This is a genomic window from Streptomyces sp. 15-116A (assembly GCF_025290915.1).
Classification (GTDB): domain Bacteria; phylum Actinomycetota; class Actinomycetes; order Streptomycetales; family Streptomycetaceae; genus Streptomyces.
This window is the reverse complement of the sequence record NZ_JAOCQE010000091.1, coordinates 1-21960: the sequence shown is the minus strand read 5'-3', so window position 1 is coordinate 21960 and position 21960 is coordinate 1. Positions and strand designations below refer to the sequence as shown.

Genomic DNA, 21960 nt, shown 5'->3' with positions numbered 1-21960 from the left:
GTCGCACCGCGTAGCGGAAGCCACCACTTGCCGCCCTCTGGCCGCAGCCAGCCGCGCGTCCGCGGCGGCAACGGCGGGCCCGTCGTTCCGCCGTCCATCCGGCGGGCCGTTCGTGCCGCAGGGCCTCCGAGATCTTGCAACCGGCCGCGCGCGGCAGGGCCAGCTGCACCCGCGTAGCCGCGGACGGCCGGGGATGCCGCCTAACTGCGGACGTTCGGCGATCCCCGCCCTATCTGCGGGCGGCCATCGGTCCCGCCCCAGCTGCGGGCGGCCGCCGTCCCTGCGTAGCTGCGGGCAGTCGTGCCGCTGGGGCGGCACGGGTGGGCGATGGGGGTCCCCCCGCTCGAGCGAAGCCGAGAGTGGGGGAGGCACCCCGCCAGCGCGGGCGAGCGACACCCACCCCCGCCCAGCAGCAGCGCAGGGTGCCCGGCCGAGCGCAGCGCCCCGCTCGAGCGAAGCCGAGAGTGGGGGAGGCACCCCGCCAGTGCAGGTCAGCGACAGCCGCCCCTGGCCCACGTCAGTGCAGGGTGCGGCGGTGTTTACTCTCGCAATACTTGCCTTTGCCAAGTTTTGAGGTCGGCGGCTCCCATTTTGTTTGCCTGTGGCAACCATCCAGATCTATGGTTGCCCTAAGCAACGAAAGCGGAGGTGCCGTGGCCGATCAGGCGCCGTATGAAGAGCTGGTCCGGCAGTTCAGTGCCTTCGGGGTCGTGAAAAGGGAGATGCGGCGGATCATGCCCGCCGACTGCCACAGCGGCTCCGCCGCCGTACTCGCGCTGCTCGGCCGCCACGGCGACATGCGCATCAGCAAGCTCGCCGAGCTCCTCGCCGTCGACATGTCGGTGACCAGCCGCCACGTCGCCCACGTCGCCGAACGCGGCTGGATCGAACGCTTCCCCGACCCCGCCGACAAGCGGTCGCGGATCCTGCACCTCACCCCCGCCGGCGAGGCCCAGCTCGACGAGATGTTCCGGCGCACGACCCAGCTGCTCGCAGAGCGGCTCGCGGACTGGTCCGACGACGACGTCGGGCGCCTCGCGGAGCTCATGGGGCGGCTCCGGGACAGCTTCGGGGACTGCCGTGCCACGACTCCCGGTTTCGAACAGACCACCCGTACACCCGCAAGCACTTAAGAGAAGGAAGCCCATGGCAACGACCACACCAGCCGGTGTGCGGGCTCATGCCAAGCACGGGGGAGGCTCCTCCGACAGCCATGCTCCGATGACGCACCGGCAGATCATGGAGGCTCTGTCGGGCCTGCTGCTCGGCATGTTCGCCGCGATCCTGTCCTCCACCATCGTCACCAACGCCCTGCCCGAGATCGTCTCCGACCTCGGCGGCGGCCAGAGCGCCTACACCTGGGTCGTCACCTCCTCGCTGCTGGCGATGACCGCCTCGACCCCCCTGTGGGGCAAGCTCGCCGACCTGGTGAGCAAGAAGGCGCTGGTCCAGATAGCCCTCGTCGTGTACGTGCTCGGGTCCGTCGTGGCCGGGCTGGCGCAGAACCCCGCGATGCTCATCGGCGCGCGGGTCATCCAGGGGCTCGGTGCCGGTGGTCTGTCCGCGCTGGCGCAGATCATCATGGCCGCGATGATCTCCCCGCGTGAGCGCGGGCGTTACTCCGGCTACCTCGGCGCGACCTTCGCCGTCGCCACCGTCGGCGGTCCGCTGCTCGGCGGTGTCATCACCGACACCAGCTGGCTGGGCTGGCGCTGGTGCCTGTACGTCGGTGTGCCGTTCGCCCTCATCGCGCTGATCGTGCTGCAGAAGACGCTGCACCTGCCGCTGGTCAAGCGGAAGGTGAAGGTCGACTGGGCCGGGGCCTTCTTCATCACCGCCGCGGTCTGCCTGCTGCTGATCTGGGTCACCTTCGCCGACGACAAGTACGACTGGATGTCCTGGCAGACCGGCGCCATGGTCGGCGGTGCGGTTCTGCTGACGCTCGTCTTCCTGTTCGTCGAGAGCAAGGCCAGTGAGCCGATCATCCCGCTGCGGCTGTTCCGCAACCGGACCATCACGCTGGCCTCGCTGGCCTCGCTGTTCGTCGGTATCGCGATGTTCGCCGGCACCGTCTACTTCAGCCAGTACTTCCAGCTGGCCCGGGACAAGTCGCCGACCATGTCGGGCGTCATGACCATCCCGATGATCGGCGGTCTGTTCGTGTCGTCGACCGTGTCCGGGCAGATCATCACCAAGACCGGCAAGTGGAAGGCCTGGCTGCTGGCGGGCGGTGTGCTGCTGACGGCCGGTCTGGGGCTGCTGGGCACCATGCGCTACGACACCCCGTACTGGCACATCGCGATCTACATGGCCCTGATGGGTCTCGGCGTCGGCATGATGATGCAGAACCTCGTGCTCTGCACGCAGAACCAGGTGGCCCCGACCGACCTGGGCGCCGCCTCCTCCGTGGTGACCTTCTTCCGCTCGCTCGGCGGTGCGGTGGGCGTCTCGGTGCTCGGCTCCGTGATGTCCACCCGGATCAGCCACTACGCCGAGGACACCATCGGGCAGCTGAGCCCGAAGGAGCAGGCCGCTGCCGCCGGGGCGTCCGGTGGGGGGTCCATCCCCGACATGGATCTGCTGCCGCACGGCATCCGTGAGTGGCTGGAGAGCGCCTACGGGCACGGGATCGCCGACATCTTCCTGTACGTCGCGCCGATCGCGTTCCTCGCCTTCCTGGTGACCCTGTTCATCAAGGAGGTCCCGCTGCGGACCTCGGGCGCGCTGGCGCAGGCCGCCGAGAGCGGCGCCGCCGCATCCGTTCCGGCCGGCGTGAGCACCGTCGCGGAGTCCGGTGACGAGGTGCGGGCCGAGCCGGTCGCCTCCGTCGGGGGTGAGTCCGGTGGTTCCGGGATCGCCGTGCACGGGTTCGTGCGCGGTGACGGGGGCGTGTTCGTCCCGGGGGCCGCGGTCACGCTGATCTCGCTGGCGGGGCGGCAGCTGGGGCGGTCGGTCGCGCAGGCCGACGGGTCCTACGCGGTGGACGCGCCGGGCTCCGGGTCGTACGTCCTCATCGCCTCCGCCGACGGCTACCAGCCGCAGGCGTCCACCATCGTCGTGCACGACGAGCCGGTCGCGTACGACGTGCTGCTCAGCGGCACCAGCGGGCTGACCGGGCTGGTGCGGGCCTCCGAGAGCGGGCTGCCGGTGAAGGACGCGATGGTCGTCGTGACCGATGTGCGCGGGGACCTGCTGGCCACCGCCACCACCGGTGAGCAGGGCGACTTCTCGCTCGCGGAGCTGGTGCCGGGCACGGTGACCGTGGCGGTCAACGCCGCCGGGTTCCGGCCGCGCGCGCTGCCCGTCGAGGTGGGCGGCACCGGGATCACCCGGGTCGAGGTCGACCTGGAGGCGGGGGCCCGGCTCCAGGGGGTCGTCCGGGCGCCGCACGGACCGCTGGCCGACGCCCGCGTGACGCTGGTCGACGCGGCGGGCAACGTCGTCGGCACGGCGACGACCGGGTCGGACGGGGCGTACGCCTTCACCGATCTGGACGCCGGTGAGTACACCGTCATCGCGACCGGCTACCCGCCGGTGGCGACGGCCCTCACGGTCGCCGGCCAGGGCGTCGACGGCCACGACATCGAACTCGCCCACCCCGGCGAGTAGTCGGACCCCGGCCCGCGGCGGGCGGCGCGCCCTGTAGCGGAGGCGCGTTCCCCGTCGCGGGCCGGTTCTTTGTGACCACGAGTTGTGCTGTGCAGGGAGAAAACGGGATGGGACTGACCGCGAGGATCCGTACCAGGGACGGATGGGCCGTGTCGCACGCGGTCGTCACGGTGACCGACATGACCGGCACGCAGGTGCTGCGCGCGGAGGCGGACGCCGAGGGGAGCGTGCGGGACGCGCATCCGCTGGCGCCCGGCGCCTACACGGTGATCGTCACGGCGGTCGGCTATGCGCCCGCCGCCGCGAGCGCGATCGTCACCGCGAGCGGGCGGGCCGAGGTCGGCACGGTGACCCTGGCCCGGCAGGGCGGGACGGAGCTGCCGCCGCCGGGGCCCTGGACCATCGACCCGGCGCATTCGAGCGTGGCCGCGGTCGCCCAGCACCTGGGGATCTCCAGCGTGCACGGCCGGTTCACCGAGTTCGCCGGGACCTTCGAGGTCGCGCCGGACGACGTGACCAAGTCCCGGGTGGAGGCGGTGATCCGGGCCGCGTCCATCGACACCGGCAACGGCATGCGGGACACGCATCTCAGGTCGGCGGACTTCCTCGACGCGGAGCGCTTCCCCGAGATCACCTACCGGTCGACGGGGCTGACCGAGGCCGGGTCCGACCGCTGGACGGTCCACGGCGAGCTGGCGATGCGCGGTGTCGTCCGGCCCGTCGACCTGACTCTGGCCTACCTCGGCACGGGCCAGGATCCGTGGGGCGGCACCCGGGCGGCCTTCCGCGCCACGGCCGAACTGCGGCGCGAGGACTTCGCCATGAACTACAACCAGGTCGTCCAGGCGGGCATCGCCGCCATCGGTACGACACTGAAGGTGGAGCTGGACATCCAGGCGGTCCAGGGGGAGTCACTTCCGGCGGCCTGAGGATCCATGGGCCGTGCGGGTCACCAACTGGTCGCACAGGTCGCGCAGTTTGACGTTCCGGTCCTGGGAGGCGCGGCGCAGCCGGTCGAGGGCCTGGGCGGCGTCGATCCGCTCGCGGGCCATCAGGATGCCGATCGCCTGGTCGATGACGCTGCGCGAGAGCAGCGCGGTGCGCACATCGGTGGCGGACTGCCCGAGGCGTTCGATGCGCAGTGCGGTGTTGACCGCGTCCGCCACGCGGGCCGCGAAGACGCGGGCCACGCTCAGTCCGGCGGCGAGCGAATTGGCGTCCTCGGCATAGAGGTTGAGGGCGGCGCTCGGCTCGCCCTCGAGGTCGAGCGGGACGGCCAGGACGCTGCGCACCCCGGCGGCCAGCGCGTACCGGGCGTACTCCGGCCAGCGGTCCTCCGCGGCCAGGTCGGGCACGTACTGCTCGGTGCCCGTCTCCGCGGCCGTCACACAGGGGCCCGAGCCGTACTCGTACTGCCGCAGATCGAGACCGTTCGGCAGGCCGGGGCTGCCCGCGAGGGTCAGCAGCCGGTCGGCGCGGCGCACCGTGATGCTGCACGCGACGGCGCCGGGCACGTCCCGCACCGCACGGTCGGTCAGATCGCGCAGCAGCGTGTCGAGCCCGTTGCCGCGCACCATCGCCTGGTCCAGCGTCTCGGACATCTCGGGAGTCATGACCGTACGGATATCCCGTCAGCGGCCGGGCACGCCCATGAGGTGGCTCACGGGCGTCGGCGGGTCACCGGGCGTCCGGGGTGTTGTGGGCGTCGACGATACGGCGGGCGAGGTCGCGCAGCTTCACGTTCTCCCGCTGGGAGGCGCGCACCAGGCTGTCGAAGGCACCGGCCGCGTCGATGGTCATGCGCTCCATCAGGATGCCGGTGGCCTGGCCGATCAGGTCCCGGGTGTGCATGGCCTCGGTGAGCTGCTCGCGCACGGTGGCCGAGTCCAGGGCGATTCCGACGTGCGCGGTGAACAGCCGGCCGACTCGCCGGGTCACCTCGTCGAAGGCGCGCGGCTTGCGGGCGTAGACGGTGAGCACGGTGAGCCGGCGGCGGTCGGCGCGCAGCCGCAGCGACAGCGCGGAGCGCAGGCCGTGTTCCGCGAGCGCGGACTCCGCCTCCTCGCCCTCGCCCTCCGCCGGTTCGGCGACCGGGTCGGTCCACAGGCGGTCCCAGTACGGCCCCCGCTCACCGGCGGGGCGCCGGGCCTCGATGTCGCGCACCAACTCGCCGGTCCAGGCGAGCGGGCGGCGCCGGGCGGTGCGCTCGATCAAGGAGATACCGGCGTACTCGGCACCGGGCATCAGGTCCACCGCGAGCCGGACGGCGGTGTCCAGGGTGTGGTCCGGAGTGGGCGTCTCGTGCAGTTGACGAGCGGCCGCCGTCAGCGCCTCGGCCAGGTCCACACCAGCCGGAAAACGGGGCAATTCAGAAAACCGGGACGCAGCCACCACGAACCTCTTCGGCATGCACGGCGACACGGCCATGCGCAGGAGAGCTCCGCAGCACATTCCCGACTGCGAGCACAGGACGCACAGAACTCTAACTGTTCGATGCCACCAGGTGACGCCCGGATCAAGAGCGGGGCCCCGGCTCCCGTGCCGCTTCCCTGTGCGCCGTGGGCGTGGTGGAATGGGCACGGGTCAGGAAGAGGCCTTGCCGGAATGCCGGACGAACGTCTGCCAGGTGAGTCCCGTGACCCTCCCGCCGAACCCTGACGCATCGCACGACGCCTCCGACCGCCTCGTGCTGCCGCTCCCGCCGGAGATCGACTTCTCCAACGCCACCGAGGTGCTCGACCTCGTCCTGTGCGCGGTCCGCTCATCCTCCGGCCGCCCCCGGGTGCTGATCCTCGACCTCACCGGCACCGACTTCATGGACTCACAGGGCGTGCGCGTCGTGGGCGAGATCAGCGGACTGCTGCAGCCCGGCACGCGCGTCCATGTGGTGGCCCGCCCGTATGGCGTGGCGAGCCGCGTCCTGGAACTGACCGGCCTGCGCCGGGACGTCCCCGTCTACGACAACGTGGAGGAGGCCCTGCGCGCCGAGGTGCACGAAGGACTGACCTAGGCCCGCCTAGGAATCGCTGTCTTCAGGTGAGTCTGCGCGGGCGACCATCGCCTCGATGCCGGCGATCAGCAGGTCCAGGGCGAAGGCGAAGTCGCGTTCCATCATCTCCTCGACCGTGTCGCCGCCCCGCGCCTTCATGATCTTCGTGGACTCCTCGATGACCTCGGCCGCGTCCGGTGCCCGCGTCACCATGCTCACGGCGTGCTCGTGGTACTCGTCCGGGGTCATCCCGGTCCGGGCGACGCGGGCGAGGAAATGGCCCTCGATGGTGCCGTAGCCGTAGACGAACTGGAAGACGGCCGAGATGGCCCCGGTCCGGCGGTGCACGGGCAGCCCGGTTTTGGCGATCACCTGCTGGACCACCCGGGAGAAGGACAGCGAGTTGGGCCCGATGTTGAGGAAGCTCCCGGCCAGCGGTGACACCCACGGATGCCGCACCAGCATCGTGCGGTACTCCCGGGCCAGCGCGCGCAACTGGTCACGCCAGTCCTCGCCGCCGGCCGGGTCGGGGAGGGTGAGCTCGCCGAAGACCTGGTCGAGGGCGAGTTCGAGGAGGTCGTCCTTGGTGTCGACGTACCAGTAGACGGACATCGCGGTCACGTTCAGCTCGGCCGCGAGCCGCCGCATGGAGAACTTGGCCAGCCCTTCCGCGTCCAGCAGCCGCACACTGACGGCGGTGATCCGCTCCCGGTCAAGACCGGAGGGCTGCCCGTCCCCCCGCCGCCCCCGCCGAGGCTTCCCCTCCAGCCACACACTGGTCCGCGAACTCCCCCGGCCTGCTGTGGCCATGGATACCTACCTCAATCTTGAAAACGCAGGGTCCTGCAACTCCCCAGGGGCGCGGGGAACTGCGCGATCAACCACAGACGACCCGCAGCCGCCGGCGAACCCAGAACCCCCGAGCTCCTAGGCACTCTCTCCCCGCTCAGCCCGCCGCAACAACAACGCGGCAACCAACCCCCCGAGCAGCACCGCACAGGCCCCCACCAACTGACTGCTCTCCAACCCCGACGCAAACGCCTCAATCGCCCGCGCTCTCTCCTCCCCCGAGTCGGCCGCAGCCAACGCCGCCGGCAACGACCCCGCCGCCACCGAAATCAACGCAGCGAACCGCGCATTGAGCACCGCCCCCAGCACCGCCACACCCAGCCCATTGCCGAACTCCGCCAACGTGCCGTTGATCCCGGCCCCGACCCCCGCCTTCTCCGGCGGTATGGAGCTCATGATCGCGTGGGCCATCACCGGCGTACCGACCGCCGTACCCGCCCCGATCAGCACCAGCCCCAGCAGCGTCCCGGCGTACCCGTGCCCGGTGAGCGTGGCGATCGACACCAGCCCCGCCGACATCACCGTCATACCGAGCGCGATGGCGGCCGGCGCCCCCAGCTTCGCCGCGCACTTCGCCGCGAGCCCCGAGAAGTTGAGCACGACCACGGTCAGCGCCAGCGGCGCGGTCCGCAGGCCCGCCTCCAGCGGACCGTAGCCCAGCACGAACTGCAGATGCTGCGTGAGCAGAAACAGCGCCCCGCCCATGCCGAAGGTGATCAGCACGGCACCGGCGACCGCTCCCGTGAACCGGCGGTTGGTGAAGAAGTGCAGGTCGAGCATCGGGTACGGGATCCTGCTCTCCCAGTACGCGAAGACGCCGAGCACCACCACGGCCGTGCACGCCGTCGCCAGCACCCGCGTCGACGTCCAGCCGTGCTCGGGACCGGAAATGATCGCGTATACGAGGGCGGCCATACCGATCGTGGACAGCAGCGCACCGAGCAGGTCGGGGCGGTCGCCGCGGGGCGCCTTGGACTCGGGGACGAGCGCGACGACGGCCACCAGACCGAGCGCCGCGACCGGCAGATTGATCAGGAAGATCGCGCCCCACCAGAAGTGGTTCAGCATGAAGCCGCCGACCAGGGGACCGGTGGCGAAGCCGAGCGCGTTGACCGCGCTCCAGATGCCGATGGCCTTGGGCTGCTCCTCGGGCGTGAAGATCTGCATCACCACGGCGAGGGTCGTGGTCAGCAGCAGCGCGCCGCCGACGCCCATCCCGGCGCGCGCGGCGATCAACTGGCCCGAGGATTCGGCCAGTCCGGCCACCAGCGAGCCTATGCCGAACAGGGAGAGGCCCGCGATCAGCATCTTCTTGCGGCCGTAGCGGTCGGCGGCGCTGCCCGCGGTGAGCAGCAGGCCCGACTGCACCAGGGAGTAGGCGTTGATCATCCACTGGATGTCCGAGGTGGTCGCGTCCATCTCGCGGGTGAGCGAGGGGATCGCCACGTTCAGGACGGTGTTGTCGAGCAGCACGGTGAGCTGCGCGAGACAGATGACACCGAGGATCAGCCAGCGTCGGGAGTGGCCCGGGACGGCGACCTGGGGAGCCGCCTGGAGCGGGGCCTGCTCCTTGGGTGGGGTGGTCATGCTGTACACCGTAGAGCAACTCCCATACGGTGTACAGCTGACGCTTCTTTCGCAGTCGTCAGGCCTGGGTCAGGTCGTAGAAGGTGACCGAGCCCGCCGTCACCTTCTTGAAGTTCTCCTGCACCCAGGTGGAGATCTGCGACGAGGCGCCGGAGTCGCCGCCCATGCCGCCGCCACCGCCCATGCCGCCGCCGGCGATGAAGTAGTGGATCTTTCCGTCCTCGACGTACTGCTGGAACTGGGCGAGGGACGGGGAGGGGTCCGTGCCGTTGAAGCCGCCGATGGCCATGACCGGTTCGCCGGTGGCGAGCTGGTAGCTCGCGGCGTTCTGGGCGCCGATCGCGGCCGCTGCCCAGGTGTAGTCGTCTGCGTCCGTCTCCAGCAGCTTCTTGGCCGCCGAGCCGACGTCGGTGCCGCCGAGGAGGCCGCCCATGCCGCCGCCTCCTCCGCCGGGCATGCCGCCCTCGGGAGTGGTGGTGCCGCCGTTCTGCCGCGTCTGGCCGCCCTGGCCCATCGGTCCGCCGCCGGGGAAGCCGCCGGTGCCGTTGCCGTTGCCGTTGCTGTTGCTGTTGCTGTTGCCGGTGCCGTTGCCCGTGCCGCCGGTGTTGCCGCCGGGCGGGGTCTGGCCCAGCCCGCCTTGCCCGTCCTGCCGGTTCTGTCCGCCGCCCGGGAATCCGCCGCCCCCGCCGGGACCGGCACCGCCACCCGGGCCGCCACCTCCGCCCATCCGTGCCCCGGAGGGACCAGCCGTGACGATCGAACCGGCGTGGCCCTCCTGCAAGGTGCTCAGCGTGTACGCCGTCGGACCCGCCAGCGACGCCACCAGCCCGAGGCCCGCCGCCGCGAGCGCCACGCGCCGCCCCACCCGGCCCGCGAAGACCAGCCCGAGCGCGGCGACCAGCCCGCCGACCAGCACCAGCCACTTCAGCCAGGGCAGGTACTCCGGCGTGCGGTTGAGCAGCACGTACCCCCAGGCCGCCGTCGCCGTGACCGCCGCTGCGAGGGCGAGCGAGGCCCAGATGCCGCTCCGCCTCTCCCACAGGGCGCTCGCGCCCATGCCGACGACGGCGGCCAGGTAGGGGGCCAGGGCGACGGTGTAGTACTCGTGGAAGATGCCCGCCATGTAGCTGAACACGGCCAGGGTCATCAGCAGCGAGCCGCCCCAGACGAGGAACGAGGCGCGGGCGAGGTCGGTCCGGGCGGCCTTGCGGGTGAGGATCAGCCCGGCGACGAGCAGGAGCAGCGCGGCGGGCAGCAGCCAGGAGATCTGGCCGCCGGTCTGGGAGGTGAACATCCGGTCCCAGCCGGTCTCGCCCCACTGACCGCCACCGGGCCCCGCACCGCCACCGCCTCCACCGACGCTGCCGGTCTCCTCGCCGTTGAGCCGGCCGAGGCCGTTGTAGCCGAAGGTCAGCTCCAGGAAGCTGTTGTTCTGCGAGCCGCCGATGTACGGCCGCGAGGACGCGGGCCACAGGTCGACGATCGCCACCCACCAGCCGCCGGAGACGACCAGCGCGACGGTCGCCAGCGCCAGCTGCGCCAGCCGCTTCCTGACGGTGACCGGGGCGCAGACGCCGTAGACGAGGGCGAGGGCCGGGAGGATCAGGAAGGCCTGGAGGGTCTTGGCGAGGAAGGCGAAGCCGATCGCGACGCCCGCCCACACCAGCCACTTGGTCCGGCCGTCCTCGATGGCGCGGAGCACCAGGTAGCAGGCGACGGACATCAGCAGCGCCAGCATCGCGTCCGGGTTGTTGAACCGGAACATCAGCGCCGCGACCGGGGTGAGCGCGAGCACCGCGCCCGCGAGGAGACCGGCGCCCGGGCCGAAGCGGCGCCGGACAGCCGCGTACACGACGGCGACCGTGCCGACGCCCATCAGCACCTCGGGCACGAGGATCGCCCAGGAGTTCAGGCCGAAGATCCGGACCGAGAGCGCCATCGGCCACAGCGAGGCCGGGGGCTTGTCCACCGTGATCGCGTTGGCCGCGTCCAGCGAGCCGAAGAAGAACGCCTTCCAGGACTCGCTGCCGGCCTGGACCGCCGCCGAGTAGAAGGAGTTGGCGTATCCGGAGGCGCTGAGGTTGTACAGGTACAGCAGGCCGGTGGCCAGCAGCAGCGCGAGGAAGGCCGGGCGGGCCCAGCGGGGGTCCTCGGGCCGGCCGCGCCACAGGCGCCGGGCGAGAGGCTGCCGTGCCACGGGCGGGGCCGCGTGCCGGGCCACCCCGGTGGTGGGCGGTCCCCAGCCGGCGGCATCCGCCGGGGGACTCGGCTGGTCGTACTGCGTGGTCATCGGGAGTCCCTCAGGTCGTAGGCGGGGGTGTGGTCGGAGAAGGAGGGCGTGGAACAGGGGGGCGTGGAGCCGGCGGAAGCGGAGCCGGTCGACGCGGAACCGGAGGACGTGGGGCCGGCCAACGCAGGCGAGGGCTCCGGGAACACCCACGCCCGGAAGAGCAGGAACCGCAGCACCGTCGCCGCGAGGTTGGCGGCGACGAGGACCGCCAGTTCGGTGGAGTGCGCGGGCTCGGTCGTCGCCGTGTTCAGGGCGGCGAGCGAACCGCTGGTCAGGATCAGGCCGATGCCGAAGACGACGAGCCCCTGCGCCTGATGCCGGACGGCCCCGCTGCGCCCTCGCACCCGGAAGGTGAGCCGCCGGTTGGCGGCGGTGTTGGCGACCGTCGAGAGCAGCAGGGCGAGGCCGTTGGCGAGCTGGGAGCCGGTGAAGGACCGGAAGCCGCTGTAGAGGAGCAGGTAGCAGAGCGTGGACAGGACGCCGACGACGCAGAAGCCGACCAACTGCCGGGCCAGCCCCTGCGGTACGTCCGTGAGGTCCCGGTCGCGCGGATCGTCACCGAAGGGCCGCGCGAGCCGGTCCAGCGGCAGCGAACCGGTGGCGAGCGCCCGGCCCACCCGCCACACGCCCTTGAGGTCCTCGGTCGCCGTCCGCACGATGTGCACGGTCGAGTCGGGGTCGTCGACCCAGTCGACCGGCACCTCGTGGATACGGAGCCCGGCGCGCTCGGCGAGCACCAGCAGCTCGGTGTCGAAGAACCAGCCGGCGTCCTCCACCAGCGGCAGCAGCACCTGCGCCACATCACGGCGGATCGCCTTGAACCCGCACTGGGCGTCGGAGAACCGGGCCTGGAGCGAGCCGCGCAGGATCAGGTTGTACGAGCGGCTGATGAACTCCCGCTTGGCGCCGCGCACCACCCGTGAACTCCGGTTCAGCCGGGAGCCGATGGCCAGGTCCGAGTGGCCGGAGATCAGCGGCGCGACCAGCGGCAGCAGGGCGTTGAGGTCAGTGGACAGGTCCACGTCCATGTAGGCGAGGACGGGGGCGTCGGAGGCCGACCAGACCGCGCGCAGAGCCCGGCCGCGTCCCTTCTGCTCCAGCCGGACCGACCTGACCTCGGTGAACCGCTCCGCGAGCCGGGCGGCCACGTGAGGGGTGGAGTCGGTGGAGGCGTTGTCCGCGATCGTGATGCGGAAGGCGTAGGGGAAGGTGCGGGTGAGGTGCTCGTGCAGTCCCCGGACGCACGGCTGGAGGTCCTTCTCCTCGTTGTAGACGGGGATCACTACGTCCAGGACCGGCGTGCCCGCTCCGGCGGCCGGGAGGTGCTCCCGCGCCGGCAGGGTGCCGGGAGAAGAATCGGTTCGCATGGAACCGACTGTTCTCAAGTGCCCTGTCGCACCGGTGTGGTGAGGCTGTGCCGTGGCTGTGAGTGGTGCGGCGCGGCATGCGGTGCGGAGGCCGATGCCCGCGCCGACAGCAATGGCGATGCCGATGCGTGTGCGGGCAGGTGCAGGGTGAACACGGTCCGGCCGGGCACGCTGTCGACGGTCACCGCACCGCCGTGCGCACTCGCCACGGCCTGCACGATCGCGAGCCCGAGCCCGGTCGACCCGGTGGCCCGCGTACGCGCCGAGTCACCGCGCGCGAACCGTTCGAAGACCCGCGGCAGCAGCTCGGGCGGGATACCGGGCCCGTCGTCCGCCACGTCCACGCACAGCCAGGGGCCGTTGCGGCGGACCCGGGCGGTGACGTTGGTGCCCGGCGGGGTGTGGCTGCGGGCGTTGCCGAGCAGATTGACCAGCACCTGCTGGAGCCGTGCCGCGTCGGCGTACACCACCGCGGGATCGTCGGGCAGCTCCAGCCGCCAGCTGTGATCCGGCCCGGCCGCGCGTGCGTCGCTCACGGTGTCCACGACCAGCGGTACGAGATCGGTCTCCTCGTACCGCAACGGCCGCCCGGCGTCCAGGCGGGCGAGCAGCAGCAGGTCCTCGACGAGCAGGGTCATCCGGCCCGCCTCGGACTCGATCCGCCCGAGCGCGTGCCGGGTGTCGGGGCCGACGTCCTCCCGTCCTCTGCGCGTGAGTTCGCCATACCCGCGGATGGACGCGAGAGGTGTCCTCAGCTCATGGCTGGCGTCCGCGACGAACTGCCGTACCCGCATCTCGCTCTGCTGACGGGCGTGCAGCGCGCCGTGGATGTGGTCGAGCATCCGGTTGAGCGCGGCCCCGACCTTGCCGACCTCGGTGTGCGGATCGCACTCCGACTCCGGAACACGCTCGTTGAGGTTCACCTCGCCCGCGTGCAGCGGCAGTTCGGAGACCCGGGTCGCGGTGGCGGCGACCTTGCGCAGCGGCCGGGTGGCGACACCGACGAGCACGTACCCGGCGATACCGGCCGCGACGAGCCCGGCACCGGTGACGCTGATCTCGACGAGGATGAGGGTGTTGATCGTCTCGTCCGTGTCGGCGGTGGGCAGGCCGACGTAGAAGGCTCCGTTGACACCGCTCTCGTACTGCACCCGGTACTCGCCCAGGCCCGGGATGTCCACGGTGTGCTCGCGCCCGTCGCGCGGGACGGTGGCGAGTGCGGCGAGCTGGGCGTCGGTGAGCCGGGCGGCCTCGGACGTCCGGACGCCGTTCTCCGTCGTGTCCTTGCTCAGCACGCCGTCGGTGACCCGGCCGTCCTCGACGGTGACGCCGATGGTGCCTATGCCCTGCGGACCCTTCGTGACGAAGTCCAGGGGTTTCCCGTCGCCCATCGGCTGCGGTCCCGGCCCCCAGGACTTCGGGCCCGCCGCACGCATCGCCACATCGCCCAGCCGGTCATCCAGCTGGTCGTACAGATGGGACCGCAGAGCGACCGTCGTCACCGTGCCGATCACCGCACACACCACCGCGATCAGCACCAGAGACGCGACCACGAGCCGCGTCCGCAGGGTGCGGCGCGTGCGCGGGGTACGCGGAGCGCGTCGGGTCATGCCGCCGGCTTGATCATGTACCCGGCGCCGCGCCGCGTGTGGATCATCGGCTCCCGCCCGGCGTCGATCTTCCGGCGCAGATACGAGATGTACAGCTCGACGACGTTCGCCTGCCCGCCGAAGTCGTACGACCACACCCGGTCGAGGATCTGCGCCTTGCTCAGCACACGCCGCGGATTGCGCATGAGGAAGCGCAGCAGCTCGAACTCGGTGGCCGTCAGATGGATGCTGTCCCCGCCCCGGGTGACCTCGTGGCTGTCCTCGTCGAGGGTGAGGTCGCCGACCACCAGCATGGACTCCGACCGCCGGTCGGCCGCGCCGGAACGCCGGATGAGCCCGCGCAGTCGCGCGACGACCTCCTCCAGGCTGAACGGCTTGGTCACATAGTCGTCCCCGCCCGCGGTCAGACCGGCGATACGGTCCTCGACGGCGTCCTTGGCGGTCAGGAACAGCACGGGCACGTCCGGCAGTTCGCGGCGCAGCCGCCCGAGCACGGCGAGGCCGTCCATGTCCGGCAGCATCATGTCCAGGACGACGGCGTCGGGCCGGAACTCGCGCGCGGCCCGGACGGCCCCCTGCCCGTCCCCCGCGCTGCGGATCTGCCAGCCCTCGTAGCGCAGGGCCATGGACAGCAGCTCGGTGATCGACTGCTCGTCGTCCACCACAAGCACCCGGACGGGGCTCCCGTCCGGCCTCAGCAGTTCGGTGCGCCCCTGGGGCGAAAGCGTGGTCATGACGGCCACGATGTCGGGGCGCTCTGAGAGCGCCCTTTCGGCAATCTGTGTTTTCGCTGAGAAACGCGGATGCCGTGGGGCGCGTCGCATGTTTCACGTGAAACGTGCTCGGCACCCGCGCCGTTCAGTCGGGGATGCCGAAGAGCCGGGCCGCGTTGTCATGGCACACCGCCCGCAGCCACGCCTCCCCGAGCCCCAGCCGCTCCAGCGCGTGCAGCTGGTGGACGTAGGGATACGGGATGTTGGGGAAGTCCGAGCCGAGCAGGATCCGGTCACGGAGACCGGCCAGCCGGGGCAGGGCTCGCTCGGGGAACGGCGCGAGGCGTTCACTGAAGTCGGTGAACGCCATGGTGGTGTCCAGCCGCACCTCCTCGTAGCGCTCGGCGAGGTCGAGGAAGTCCTCGTACTCGGGCATACCGAGATGCGCCACGATCAGCCGCAGCCGGGGGTGGCGTGCCAGCACCCGCGCGATCGGCTCGGGCCCGGTGTACTTGCCGGGCGCCGGCCCGGAGCCGCAGTGGATCACCACGGGCACCCCGGCCTCGGCGAGCAGACCCCAGGCGCCGTCGAGCGCAGCGTCGGCCGGATCGTAGGCGCCCACCTGCACATGCGCCTTGAACACCCGGGCCCCCGACTCCACGGCGTCCCGCACATACCCCTCCACTCCGTCCTCGGGGAAGAGCGTGGCGGTGTGCAGACAGTCGGGCGTACGGCGGGCGAAGTCGGCGGCCCAGTCGTTGAGCCAGCGGGCCATGCCGGGCTTGTGCGGATAGAGCATCGCGGTGAAGGCCCGCACCCCGAACGCCCTGAGCAGCTCCGCCCGTTCCCCCTCCTCCGCGCGGTAGGCGATCGGCCACTCGATGCCGCCGGTCAGCGGCCCGAGCGCGTCGAAGTAGGCCCACACCTTGCGCAACACCCGCTCCGGCATGAAGTGCGTGTGCACATCGACGATCCCGGGAAGCCCGAGCCCCTCCCAGAAGCACCGCACGTCATGGACGTCCGCCTCGGCCTGGCCGGCGGACCTTCCCGAGCTGTCGCTTCCCGCCCGGCCCTCGCTTCCCGCCGTGAGGTGATCACACATGTCGCCCACGATCACCTCTGCCCCCGCCTCAGAACAACCCCTCCTGCACCACCCCCTCCCCGAACCCCCCGTACTCCCTCACCGGCACCGACAACTCCCGCCCCACACCCGGAACCAGCCCCCACCCGGCCAGCAACCGCGTGTCCAGCACCACGACACCACCCTCCCCCGTCGCCAGATGCAGATCGGGCCCCGCGGCAGCGACCAGCTCTCCGCTCACCGCACCCCCGGCGACCAGCTCGCTCACCTCGCCCACAGCGGTCGGCACCCCCGCGAGCCCGAACACCCGGACGTGGTCCTCGGGCCGGAACGGCTCACGCTCCAGCGACTCCGGCCAGCCGCCCAGCGCGACCGCCCTCGCGTGCACGTCGGCGATCTCCACCGCCCGCTCCTCCTCGGTCCGCGGCAGCACCGCCCGCACGGCGCGCTTCTGGGCGTAGGGGATCCGGTCCGGCACCCGCAGCGCGGCACGCAGCAGTTCCTCGGTGCGCCGCGCCGCCATGAGCGGTCCGGTGCCCAGCCAGCTGAAGCAGACCGCTCCCTGCTCCAGCAGCCGCACCGGCCCGCGCTCCACCGCGGTGATCCCGACCTTGACCATCCCGGGACCGAACCACGCCAGATAGACGCGGTACGGCCGGGGATCGTCCGCGAAGGTGTCTGCGGCGACGGAGTGCGCCCGGTCCAGCCGCGCGCACTCCTCGCAGCGCGCCCCCGTGCTGCGCCCCGGCACCGCCGCCGCCGACGGACACGCGTGCCCCCGTGCCCCGACGCATGTCCGCACACCCCCTTCCGCACCCTCCGCGACCCCGAAGGCCACCCGTTTCCCCCAGGTCAGCGCACTGCGCCGCCCACCGTCCCACACCAGCACGGGACCGCCCGCCGACCACCGCAGCCCCGAGCACCGCCATGCCTGTCCCATCTCTGCCGAGACTAGAGGCCACCACTGACAACGGGCTCCGCCATCCACACTGTCGCCAGGAGCACACCCTCCGGGACCGGGCCGGAACCAGGTGTGACCGCGCGGCCGCCCGCCGCCGAGGTGCCAAGTTCCCCGAGGAGTGCCAGCCTGGTCGGGACACCGCCGTCACTCGGGGAGAGCTGAGAGGGCGAGCACATGGCCAGCAGCAATGCCACCGGCACCGGTACACCGCACCGCCGCGACGGATTCGCCGCGGAGAGCGCCTGGGCCACGGGCTGGACCGGAGCCGCGGCGGTCCTGATGACCTTCGGCGGCATCATGGCGATCTTCCAGGGCATCGCCGCCATCGCGGAGGACGACGTCTTCGTCGTCGCCCCGAACTGGACCTACGAGTTCAGCCTGACGGGCTGGGGCTGGATCCACCTGATCCTCGGCGCCCTCGTCCTGGTCGCCGGTCTGTCCCTGTTCCGGGGCGCGGCCTGGGCCCGTGCGGTGGGTGTCGCCCTCGCCGGACTGAGCATGATCGCCAACTTCCTGTGGCTGCCGCACTTCCCCGTCTGGTCGATCGTCCTCATCGTCATCGACGGCTTCATCATCTGGGCCCTGTGCGCCCCGCGCCGCGAGTCCCGCGCCTGAGACGCCCGCCCTCCCCTGCCCACCCCGGTGCGAGGCAAGCGGCCCTCAACGGTATGGAGCGCCCTGTGGCCCTGGCTGCTGGAGGCGGCGGGCATGACGGTCATGGTCGCCGCGTACTTCCTGCTGCCCCTCGACCGTCTGGGCCCGCACCGCCCGGTCCTCAGCTGGGTTCTGTTCGGCCTGGCCCTCGCCCTGGTGGCCGTCCTGCTGCTGCGGCAGATCATGCATGTCCTCCTCAGCAGGCCGAACGCCCGCCCGGCGCTGGTCATCCCCCTGCTGATGTGCCTGTCCATCCTGGTCTTCGCCGCCACGTACCAGCGCCTGGCCCAGCACCCGGGAGAGATGAGCGGCGGCCTCACCACCCGCCTGGACGGCCTCTACTTCACCCTCGTCACCCTGGCGACGATCGGCTACGGCGACATCACGCCGCACGGCCAGGCGGCCCGCCTGGTCGCGATCCTTCAGATCCTCTACAGCTTCATCTTCCTCACCGCGGCGGCGACGGCCCTCACCCGCCACGTCAGCAACGTCGTCCGCCGGCACACCCCCCGCCGCCCGCCCGACGAAAGCTGACCCCTGTCCGCCGGTCCGCGGATGTCGAGAACGTGCCGCCGGCTCCGTCCCAGGGACATCAGGGAAACATCCCTGGGACCGTCAACGGCCCTCAGCGGCCGCACGAGGAAGAGGAGAGACAGGCATGGCGATCCAACGGATGGACAACGTCGGCATCGTCGTCGATGACCTGGACGCCGCCGTCGCGTTCTTCGCGGAACTCGGCATGGAGCTGGAGGGCAGGGCGGAGATCGAGGGCCTCTTCGCCGACCAGTGCACCGGGCTCGACGGCGTCCACTGCGACATCGCGATGCTCCGGACCCCGGACGGCCACGGCCGGCTCGAACTGGCGAGGTACCGGAGCCCCGCGGTGATCAGCGACGGACCGCGCGACCGGCCGCACAACGTCCTCGGCACCCACCGCGTCATGTTCGCCGTCGACGACCTGAAGGACACCGTCGACCGCCTGCGCCCGCACGGCGCCGAAGTCCTCGGCAAGATCGCCCGCTACGAGGACAGCTACCTGCTCTGCTACCTCCGCGGCCCGGCCGGCATCATCGTCGGCCTCGCCGAACAACTGCGCTGAGAAACCCCACGCCCCGAAACGCCGAAGGCCCCGGATCGCTCCGGGGCCTTCGACCTGTGCGCACTCGGCAGGATTCGAACCTGCAACCTTCTGATCCGTAGTCAGATGCTCTATCCGTTAAGCTACGAGTGCCTGCTTCTTCAGTTTTCTCGCCGCTCTCGAACCTTCCGGCCCGCTCGCGGCGACAGGAAGAACATTACATGACTGCCGCCGCCATGTGAAATCCGTTTGGTCTACCCCTTGTGACCTGCACAAACGCGAATAATGCAGGCCCTGCACGACGAAGCCCCGGTCGGTGGACGACCGGGGCTTCGTGATCGGTGCGGAGGCGGAGGGATTTGAACCCTCGATGGGCTTTAAGGCCCAAACCGCATTAGCAGTGCGGCGCCATAGACCGGACTAGGCGACGCCTCCAGCGCACATGCCCTTCGCGCGCGAGCGTGATGGGGTGGTGCGTGCCGATGATGACACAGCCGCGTGGGGTGTCACCAATCGCCCCCCACGGTACTAGGCGGAGAGGCCGCAGGGCAAAGCCCTTCCGACGGCACGTCGCCGGGTGCGTCCAGGGGTGGCCGGGGGCGCAACGTCCGTGGCGGCGGCGCGTTGGTCAGGGCATGTCGTATCGCATGCATGTGGTGCCCGTGGTGTCCCGGATCGGGCGGCGGCTGATCGTCGGGGGTACCGCCGCCTCCCTCGCCCTGCTCTCCCCGCTGCCCACCGCCGCCCATGGTCACGAGGAACGGCCCCGAGGGGAGGACCGGCTCGTCGTCACCGTGCGTGGCGCGGGCGGTGGGGCCGACGGGACGTACGAGGTCTCCTGCCGGCCCAGCGGTGGCAGCCACCCGGACCCCGGAGGGGCCTGCGCCGCCGTGGAGCGGAACACACGGTGGGGCAAGGACGCCTTCGCTCCGGTGCCGCGGGACGCCATGTGCACCATGCGGTACGGCGGGCCCGCCACCGCCCGGGTCACCGGCACCTGGGCCGGACGCCCCGTCGACGCGACGTTCGACCGCCGTGACGGGTGTGCGATCGCCCGCTGGGACCGGTTCGTACCGCTGCTGCCCGACGCGTCCGCCGCGGCGCCGCCCGCGTCGTGACCGAGTGCGGGAGGCGGTGCGGCGGGGGCGTACAGGAGACGTAAAGGTCCCGCGCGGCCCCCGGTCGCGTCGCCGCAGGCCGTCGCGCGTTCCGGGCGTTCGGGGCGTCACGGCGGCGGCACATCGCCGTCACTTCGTCGTGGGACGTCCCTCTCATCCGGCGTCGCGAGCGCAACCTCAGCCCGTAGACTCCCTCGCGTGACACGCTGCGGGACGGTTGGCAAGATGGCCCGAGCGGTCGGCACGTCGCGGTAACAGGGAGGAAGCGTCTCGTGAGCAGCAGGCCATCCCGAGGCGCTGCTCGCCTCGCAGCCATACTGGACGCGCTTCCCGACGCCCTGGTGCTGGTCAACGCCAACGGGACCGTCGTCAACGCCAACACCATCGCCCTCGAGGCCTTCGAGACCCCGGGCACCGCCCTGGTGGGGCGCGGGCTGCTGGATCTGCTGCCGGAGTTCGACTCCAAGCTCATCCCCGGCTCCATGCGGCGGCCGGACCACATCGATCCCAGGGCGCGCACCAAGCCGACCCGGATGATCGCCCGGCGTACCGACGGGAGCGAGTTCCCGGTCGAGGTCACCAGTGCGAATCTGGAGAACGGCCAGCAGGCGTACGACAATTACGGCTACACCGGCGACGAACTGCTGATGCTCGTCGTCCGCGACCTGTCCGGCACCGTCGACACCGAGGCCGAGCTGGCCCGCTCCCAGCGGCAGACCGAGATGATCCTGCGGGCCGCCGCCGAGGGCGTCGTGGGCACGGACACCGACGGGCGGATCGTCCTGGTCAACCCGGCCGCCGCGCAGATACTGGGCTACCGGGCCGGCGAGCTGGGCGGGCGCGAGCTGCACACCCTCGTCCTGCACTCGCGGGCCGACGGCTCCCCCTTCCCGTACGACGAGTCGCCGCTCGCCGACACCCTGCGCTCCGGGCGCAAGCACCGGGTGCGCGGGCAGGTGCTGTACGCCAAGAGCGGCGCCAAGGTGCCGGTCGACCTGACGACCGCGCCGGTGCGCGACGGCGACCAGCTCGTCGGCGCCGTCATGACCTTCACCGACCGGCGGCCCTACGACGCCCTCGTCAAGGAGAAGGAAGAGGCGGAGAAGGCGCACGCCGAGGAGCTGGAGCGGCTCTCCGAGGAACACGCCTCCGAGCTGACCTCCCTGCGCCAGAGCCACGTCACCGAGCTCGAGGAGCTGCGCGAGAAGCACGCCGAGGAGCTCGCCGCCAACGAGGAGCGGTACGCCGCCCTCGGTGAGCGCGAGAAGGACCGCTACGAGGCCCTCGCCGCCCGGCACGAACAGCTGCTCACCCTGCTCGGCCAGTCGCTGCGCGGCCCGCTGGAGGAGCTGCGCCGCGAACTGGCCGCCCTCGCCGCCGACGACGCCGGGCAGTTGTGGCCCGAGGCCAACCAGGTGCTGCACCATCTGTCGGCCGGCTACTCCCGCATCACCACCCTCATCGACAACGTCCTCGGCTATCAGCGGCTCGACGCCGGCGCGGAGGCGGTCGCCCGGACGAAGGTGATGCTCGACGCGGTCGTCGCCGCGGGTGTCGACGGCGCCGTGGAGCTCATCGGGCCGGGCCGGGTGCAGTTCGCGGTGCACGCGCCGCCCATCGAGGCGGAGGTGGACCCGCGGCTGCTGGCCACGGCCCTCGCGCATCTCGTCGCCGACGTCGCCGGGGTCGACGCGACCGGCAACAGCCCGGTGTCGACGGGCGGTTACCTGGACAACACGGTCGTCGTCGCGGCGGCTCAGCGCGGTGAGGTCGTCCGCATCGAGGTGCGCGGCCCCTACAGCGGCGGCGACCCGGTGCACGAGCCCATCGTGCGCGGCATCGTGCGCGCGCACGGCGGTGTGCTGCAGACGCACGAGGTGCCGGGCATGAGCGGCAGCGCGTTCGTGCTGGAGGTGCCGATCGGCGGCGGGGCCGGGGTGGTCCCGGCGGAGCAGGCGCCGCCGGCCGAGGCACAGGACACGCCGGAGGCTCCCGCCGGGGGCGGACGGCGCCGGGCACGGCGTGCGTCCGTGGACGCGTTCCTGGAGAGCGAC

At 71.6% G+C, this 21960-nt stretch carries 19 protein-coding genes and 2 tRNA genes; 9 read left to right on the top strand and 12 right to left on the bottom strand.

Annotation, left to right across the window (positions count from 1 at the left end):
* The first annotated feature begins 653 nt into the window (after positions 1-653).
* The 3 genes from N4P33_RS17040 to N4P33_RS17030 all read left to right on the top strand — a co-directional run bounded on the left by N4P33_RS17040 (position 654) and on the right by N4P33_RS17030 (position 4538).
* Positions 654-1133, top strand: coding sequence for a MarR family winged helix-turn-helix transcriptional regulator (locus tag N4P33_RS17040; RefSeq protein ID WP_260827476.1), 480 nt, complete (start codon positions 654-656; stop codon positions 1131-1133).
* A 13-nt stretch (positions 1134-1146) separates the two neighbouring features.
* Positions 1147-3609: an MFS transporter gene (locus tag N4P33_RS17035; protein WP_260827475.1), complete on the top strand. Its 2463-nt coding sequence runs from the start codon at positions 1147-1149 to the stop codon at positions 3607-3609.
* Between the two features lie 107 nt (positions 3610-3716).
* Positions 3717-4538, top strand: a complete 822-nt coding sequence (locus tag N4P33_RS17030) for a YceI family protein (protein ID WP_260827474.1) — start codon at positions 3717-3719, stop codon at positions 4536-4538.
* Here N4P33_RS17030 and N4P33_RS17025 read toward each other — a convergent pair.
* Both N4P33_RS17025 and N4P33_RS17020 read right to left on the bottom strand, forming a co-directional pair.
* A complete protein-coding gene (locus N4P33_RS17025; protein WP_260827473.1) occupies positions 4521-5222 on the bottom strand; it encodes a GAF and ANTAR domain-containing protein in 702 nt (233 codons plus the stop codon). The two genes, N4P33_RS17030 and N4P33_RS17025, sit on opposite strands and share 18 nt — an antisense overlap.
* Before the next feature lie 64 nt (positions 5223-5286).
* Positions 5287-6018: an ANTAR domain-containing protein gene (locus N4P33_RS17020; RefSeq protein WP_260827478.1), complete on the bottom strand. Its 732-nt coding sequence runs from the start codon at positions 6016-6018 to the stop codon at positions 5287-5289.
* Positions 6019-6244: 226 nt separating this feature from the next.
* Between N4P33_RS17020 and N4P33_RS17015 the strand changes: the two genes are divergently transcribed.
* Complete coding sequence (locus tag N4P33_RS17015) at positions 6245-6619, top strand: STAS domain-containing protein (RefSeq protein ID WP_313904524.1); 375 nt, start codon at positions 6245-6247, stop codon at positions 6617-6619.
* 6 nt (positions 6620-6625) lie between these two features.
* Here the strand turns inward: N4P33_RS17015 and N4P33_RS17010 are convergent, their stop codons facing one another.
* From N4P33_RS17010 to N4P33_RS16975, 8 genes are all read right to left on the bottom strand, one after another.
* Positions 6626-7408, bottom strand: a complete 783-nt coding sequence (locus N4P33_RS17010; protein WP_260827471.1) for a TetR/AcrR family transcriptional regulator — start codon at positions 7406-7408, stop codon at positions 6626-6628.
* A gap of 117 nt (positions 7409-7525) precedes the next feature.
* Complete coding sequence (locus N4P33_RS17005; protein WP_260827470.1) at positions 7526-9034, bottom strand: MFS transporter; 1509 nt, start codon at positions 9032-9034, stop codon at positions 7526-7528.
* 58 nt (positions 9035-9092) lie between these two features.
* Positions 9093-11324 carry a glycosyltransferase family 39 protein gene (locus N4P33_RS17000; protein ID WP_260827469.1) on the bottom strand — a complete coding sequence of 744 codons (2232 nt, stop codon included), beginning with the start codon at positions 11322-11324 and terminating at the stop codon, positions 9093-9095.
* Positions 11321-12691 (bottom strand): bifunctional glycosyltransferase family 2/GtrA family protein, encoded by a 1371-nt coding sequence (locus N4P33_RS16995; protein ID WP_260827468.1) that lies wholly within the window; start codon positions 12689-12691, stop codon positions 11321-11323. The genes N4P33_RS17000 and N4P33_RS16995 overlap by 4 nt, the downstream gene beginning before the upstream one ends.
* Positions 12692-12705: 14 nt before the next feature.
* Complete coding sequence (locus N4P33_RS16990) at positions 12706-14301, bottom strand: HAMP domain-containing sensor histidine kinase (protein WP_260827467.1); 1596 nt, start codon at positions 14299-14301, stop codon at positions 12706-12708.
* On the bottom strand, positions 14298-15035 hold the full coding sequence (locus tag N4P33_RS16985) for a response regulator transcription factor (protein ID WP_260827466.1): 738 nt from the start codon (positions 15033-15035) through the stop codon (positions 14298-14300). Before N4P33_RS16985 ends, N4P33_RS16990 begins: the two co-directional genes overlap by 4 nt.
* A gap of 124 nt (positions 15036-15159) precedes the next feature.
* Entirely contained in the window at positions 15160-16116 is a 957-nt protein-coding gene (locus tag N4P33_RS16980) for an amidohydrolase family protein (protein ID WP_260827465.1), read from the bottom strand.
* A gap of 28 nt (positions 16117-16144) precedes the next feature.
* The gene (locus N4P33_RS16975; RefSeq protein WP_260827464.1) at positions 16145-17035 is read right to left on the bottom strand and encodes a DUF2797 domain-containing protein; all 891 of its coding nucleotides are present in this window, start codon (positions 17033-17035) and stop codon (positions 16145-16147) included.
* A gap of 195 nt (positions 17036-17230) precedes the next feature.
* Between N4P33_RS16975 and N4P33_RS16970 the strand changes: the two genes are divergently transcribed.
* From N4P33_RS16970 to N4P33_RS16960, 3 genes are all read left to right on the top strand, one after another.
* Positions 17231-17671, top strand: coding sequence for a hypothetical protein (locus N4P33_RS16970; RefSeq protein WP_260827463.1), 441 nt, complete (start codon positions 17231-17233; stop codon positions 17669-17671).
* A 102-nt stretch (positions 17672-17773) separates the two neighbouring features.
* A complete protein-coding gene (locus N4P33_RS16965) occupies positions 17774-18244 on the top strand; it encodes a potassium channel family protein (RefSeq protein ID WP_313904525.1) in 471 nt (156 codons plus the stop codon).
* Between the two features lie 124 nt (positions 18245-18368).
* Positions 18369-18809, top strand: a complete 441-nt coding sequence (locus tag N4P33_RS16960; RefSeq protein WP_260827462.1) for a VOC family protein — start codon at positions 18369-18371, stop codon at positions 18807-18809.
* Between the two features lie 59 nt (positions 18810-18868).
* Here N4P33_RS16960 and N4P33_RS16955 read toward each other — a convergent pair.
* Positions 18869-18941, bottom strand: a tRNA-Arg gene (locus N4P33_RS16955).
* A gap of 191 nt (positions 18942-19132) precedes the next feature.
* Positions 19133-19223, bottom strand: a tRNA-Ser gene (locus N4P33_RS16950).
* A 200-nt stretch (positions 19224-19423) separates the two neighbouring features.
* Between N4P33_RS16950 and N4P33_RS16945 the strand changes: the two genes are divergently transcribed.
* Together N4P33_RS16945 and N4P33_RS16940 are read left to right on the top strand one after the other, a co-directional pair.
* Positions 19424-19906 carry a subtilase-type protease inhibitor gene (locus tag N4P33_RS16945; protein ID WP_260827461.1) on the top strand — a complete coding sequence of 161 codons (483 nt, stop codon included), beginning with the start codon at positions 19424-19426 and terminating at the stop codon, positions 19904-19906.
* A 272-nt stretch (positions 19907-20178) separates the two neighbouring features.
* The coding region (locus N4P33_RS16940) for a PAS domain-containing protein (RefSeq protein WP_260827460.1) at positions 20179-21960 on the top strand (1782 nt) is incomplete at its 3' end.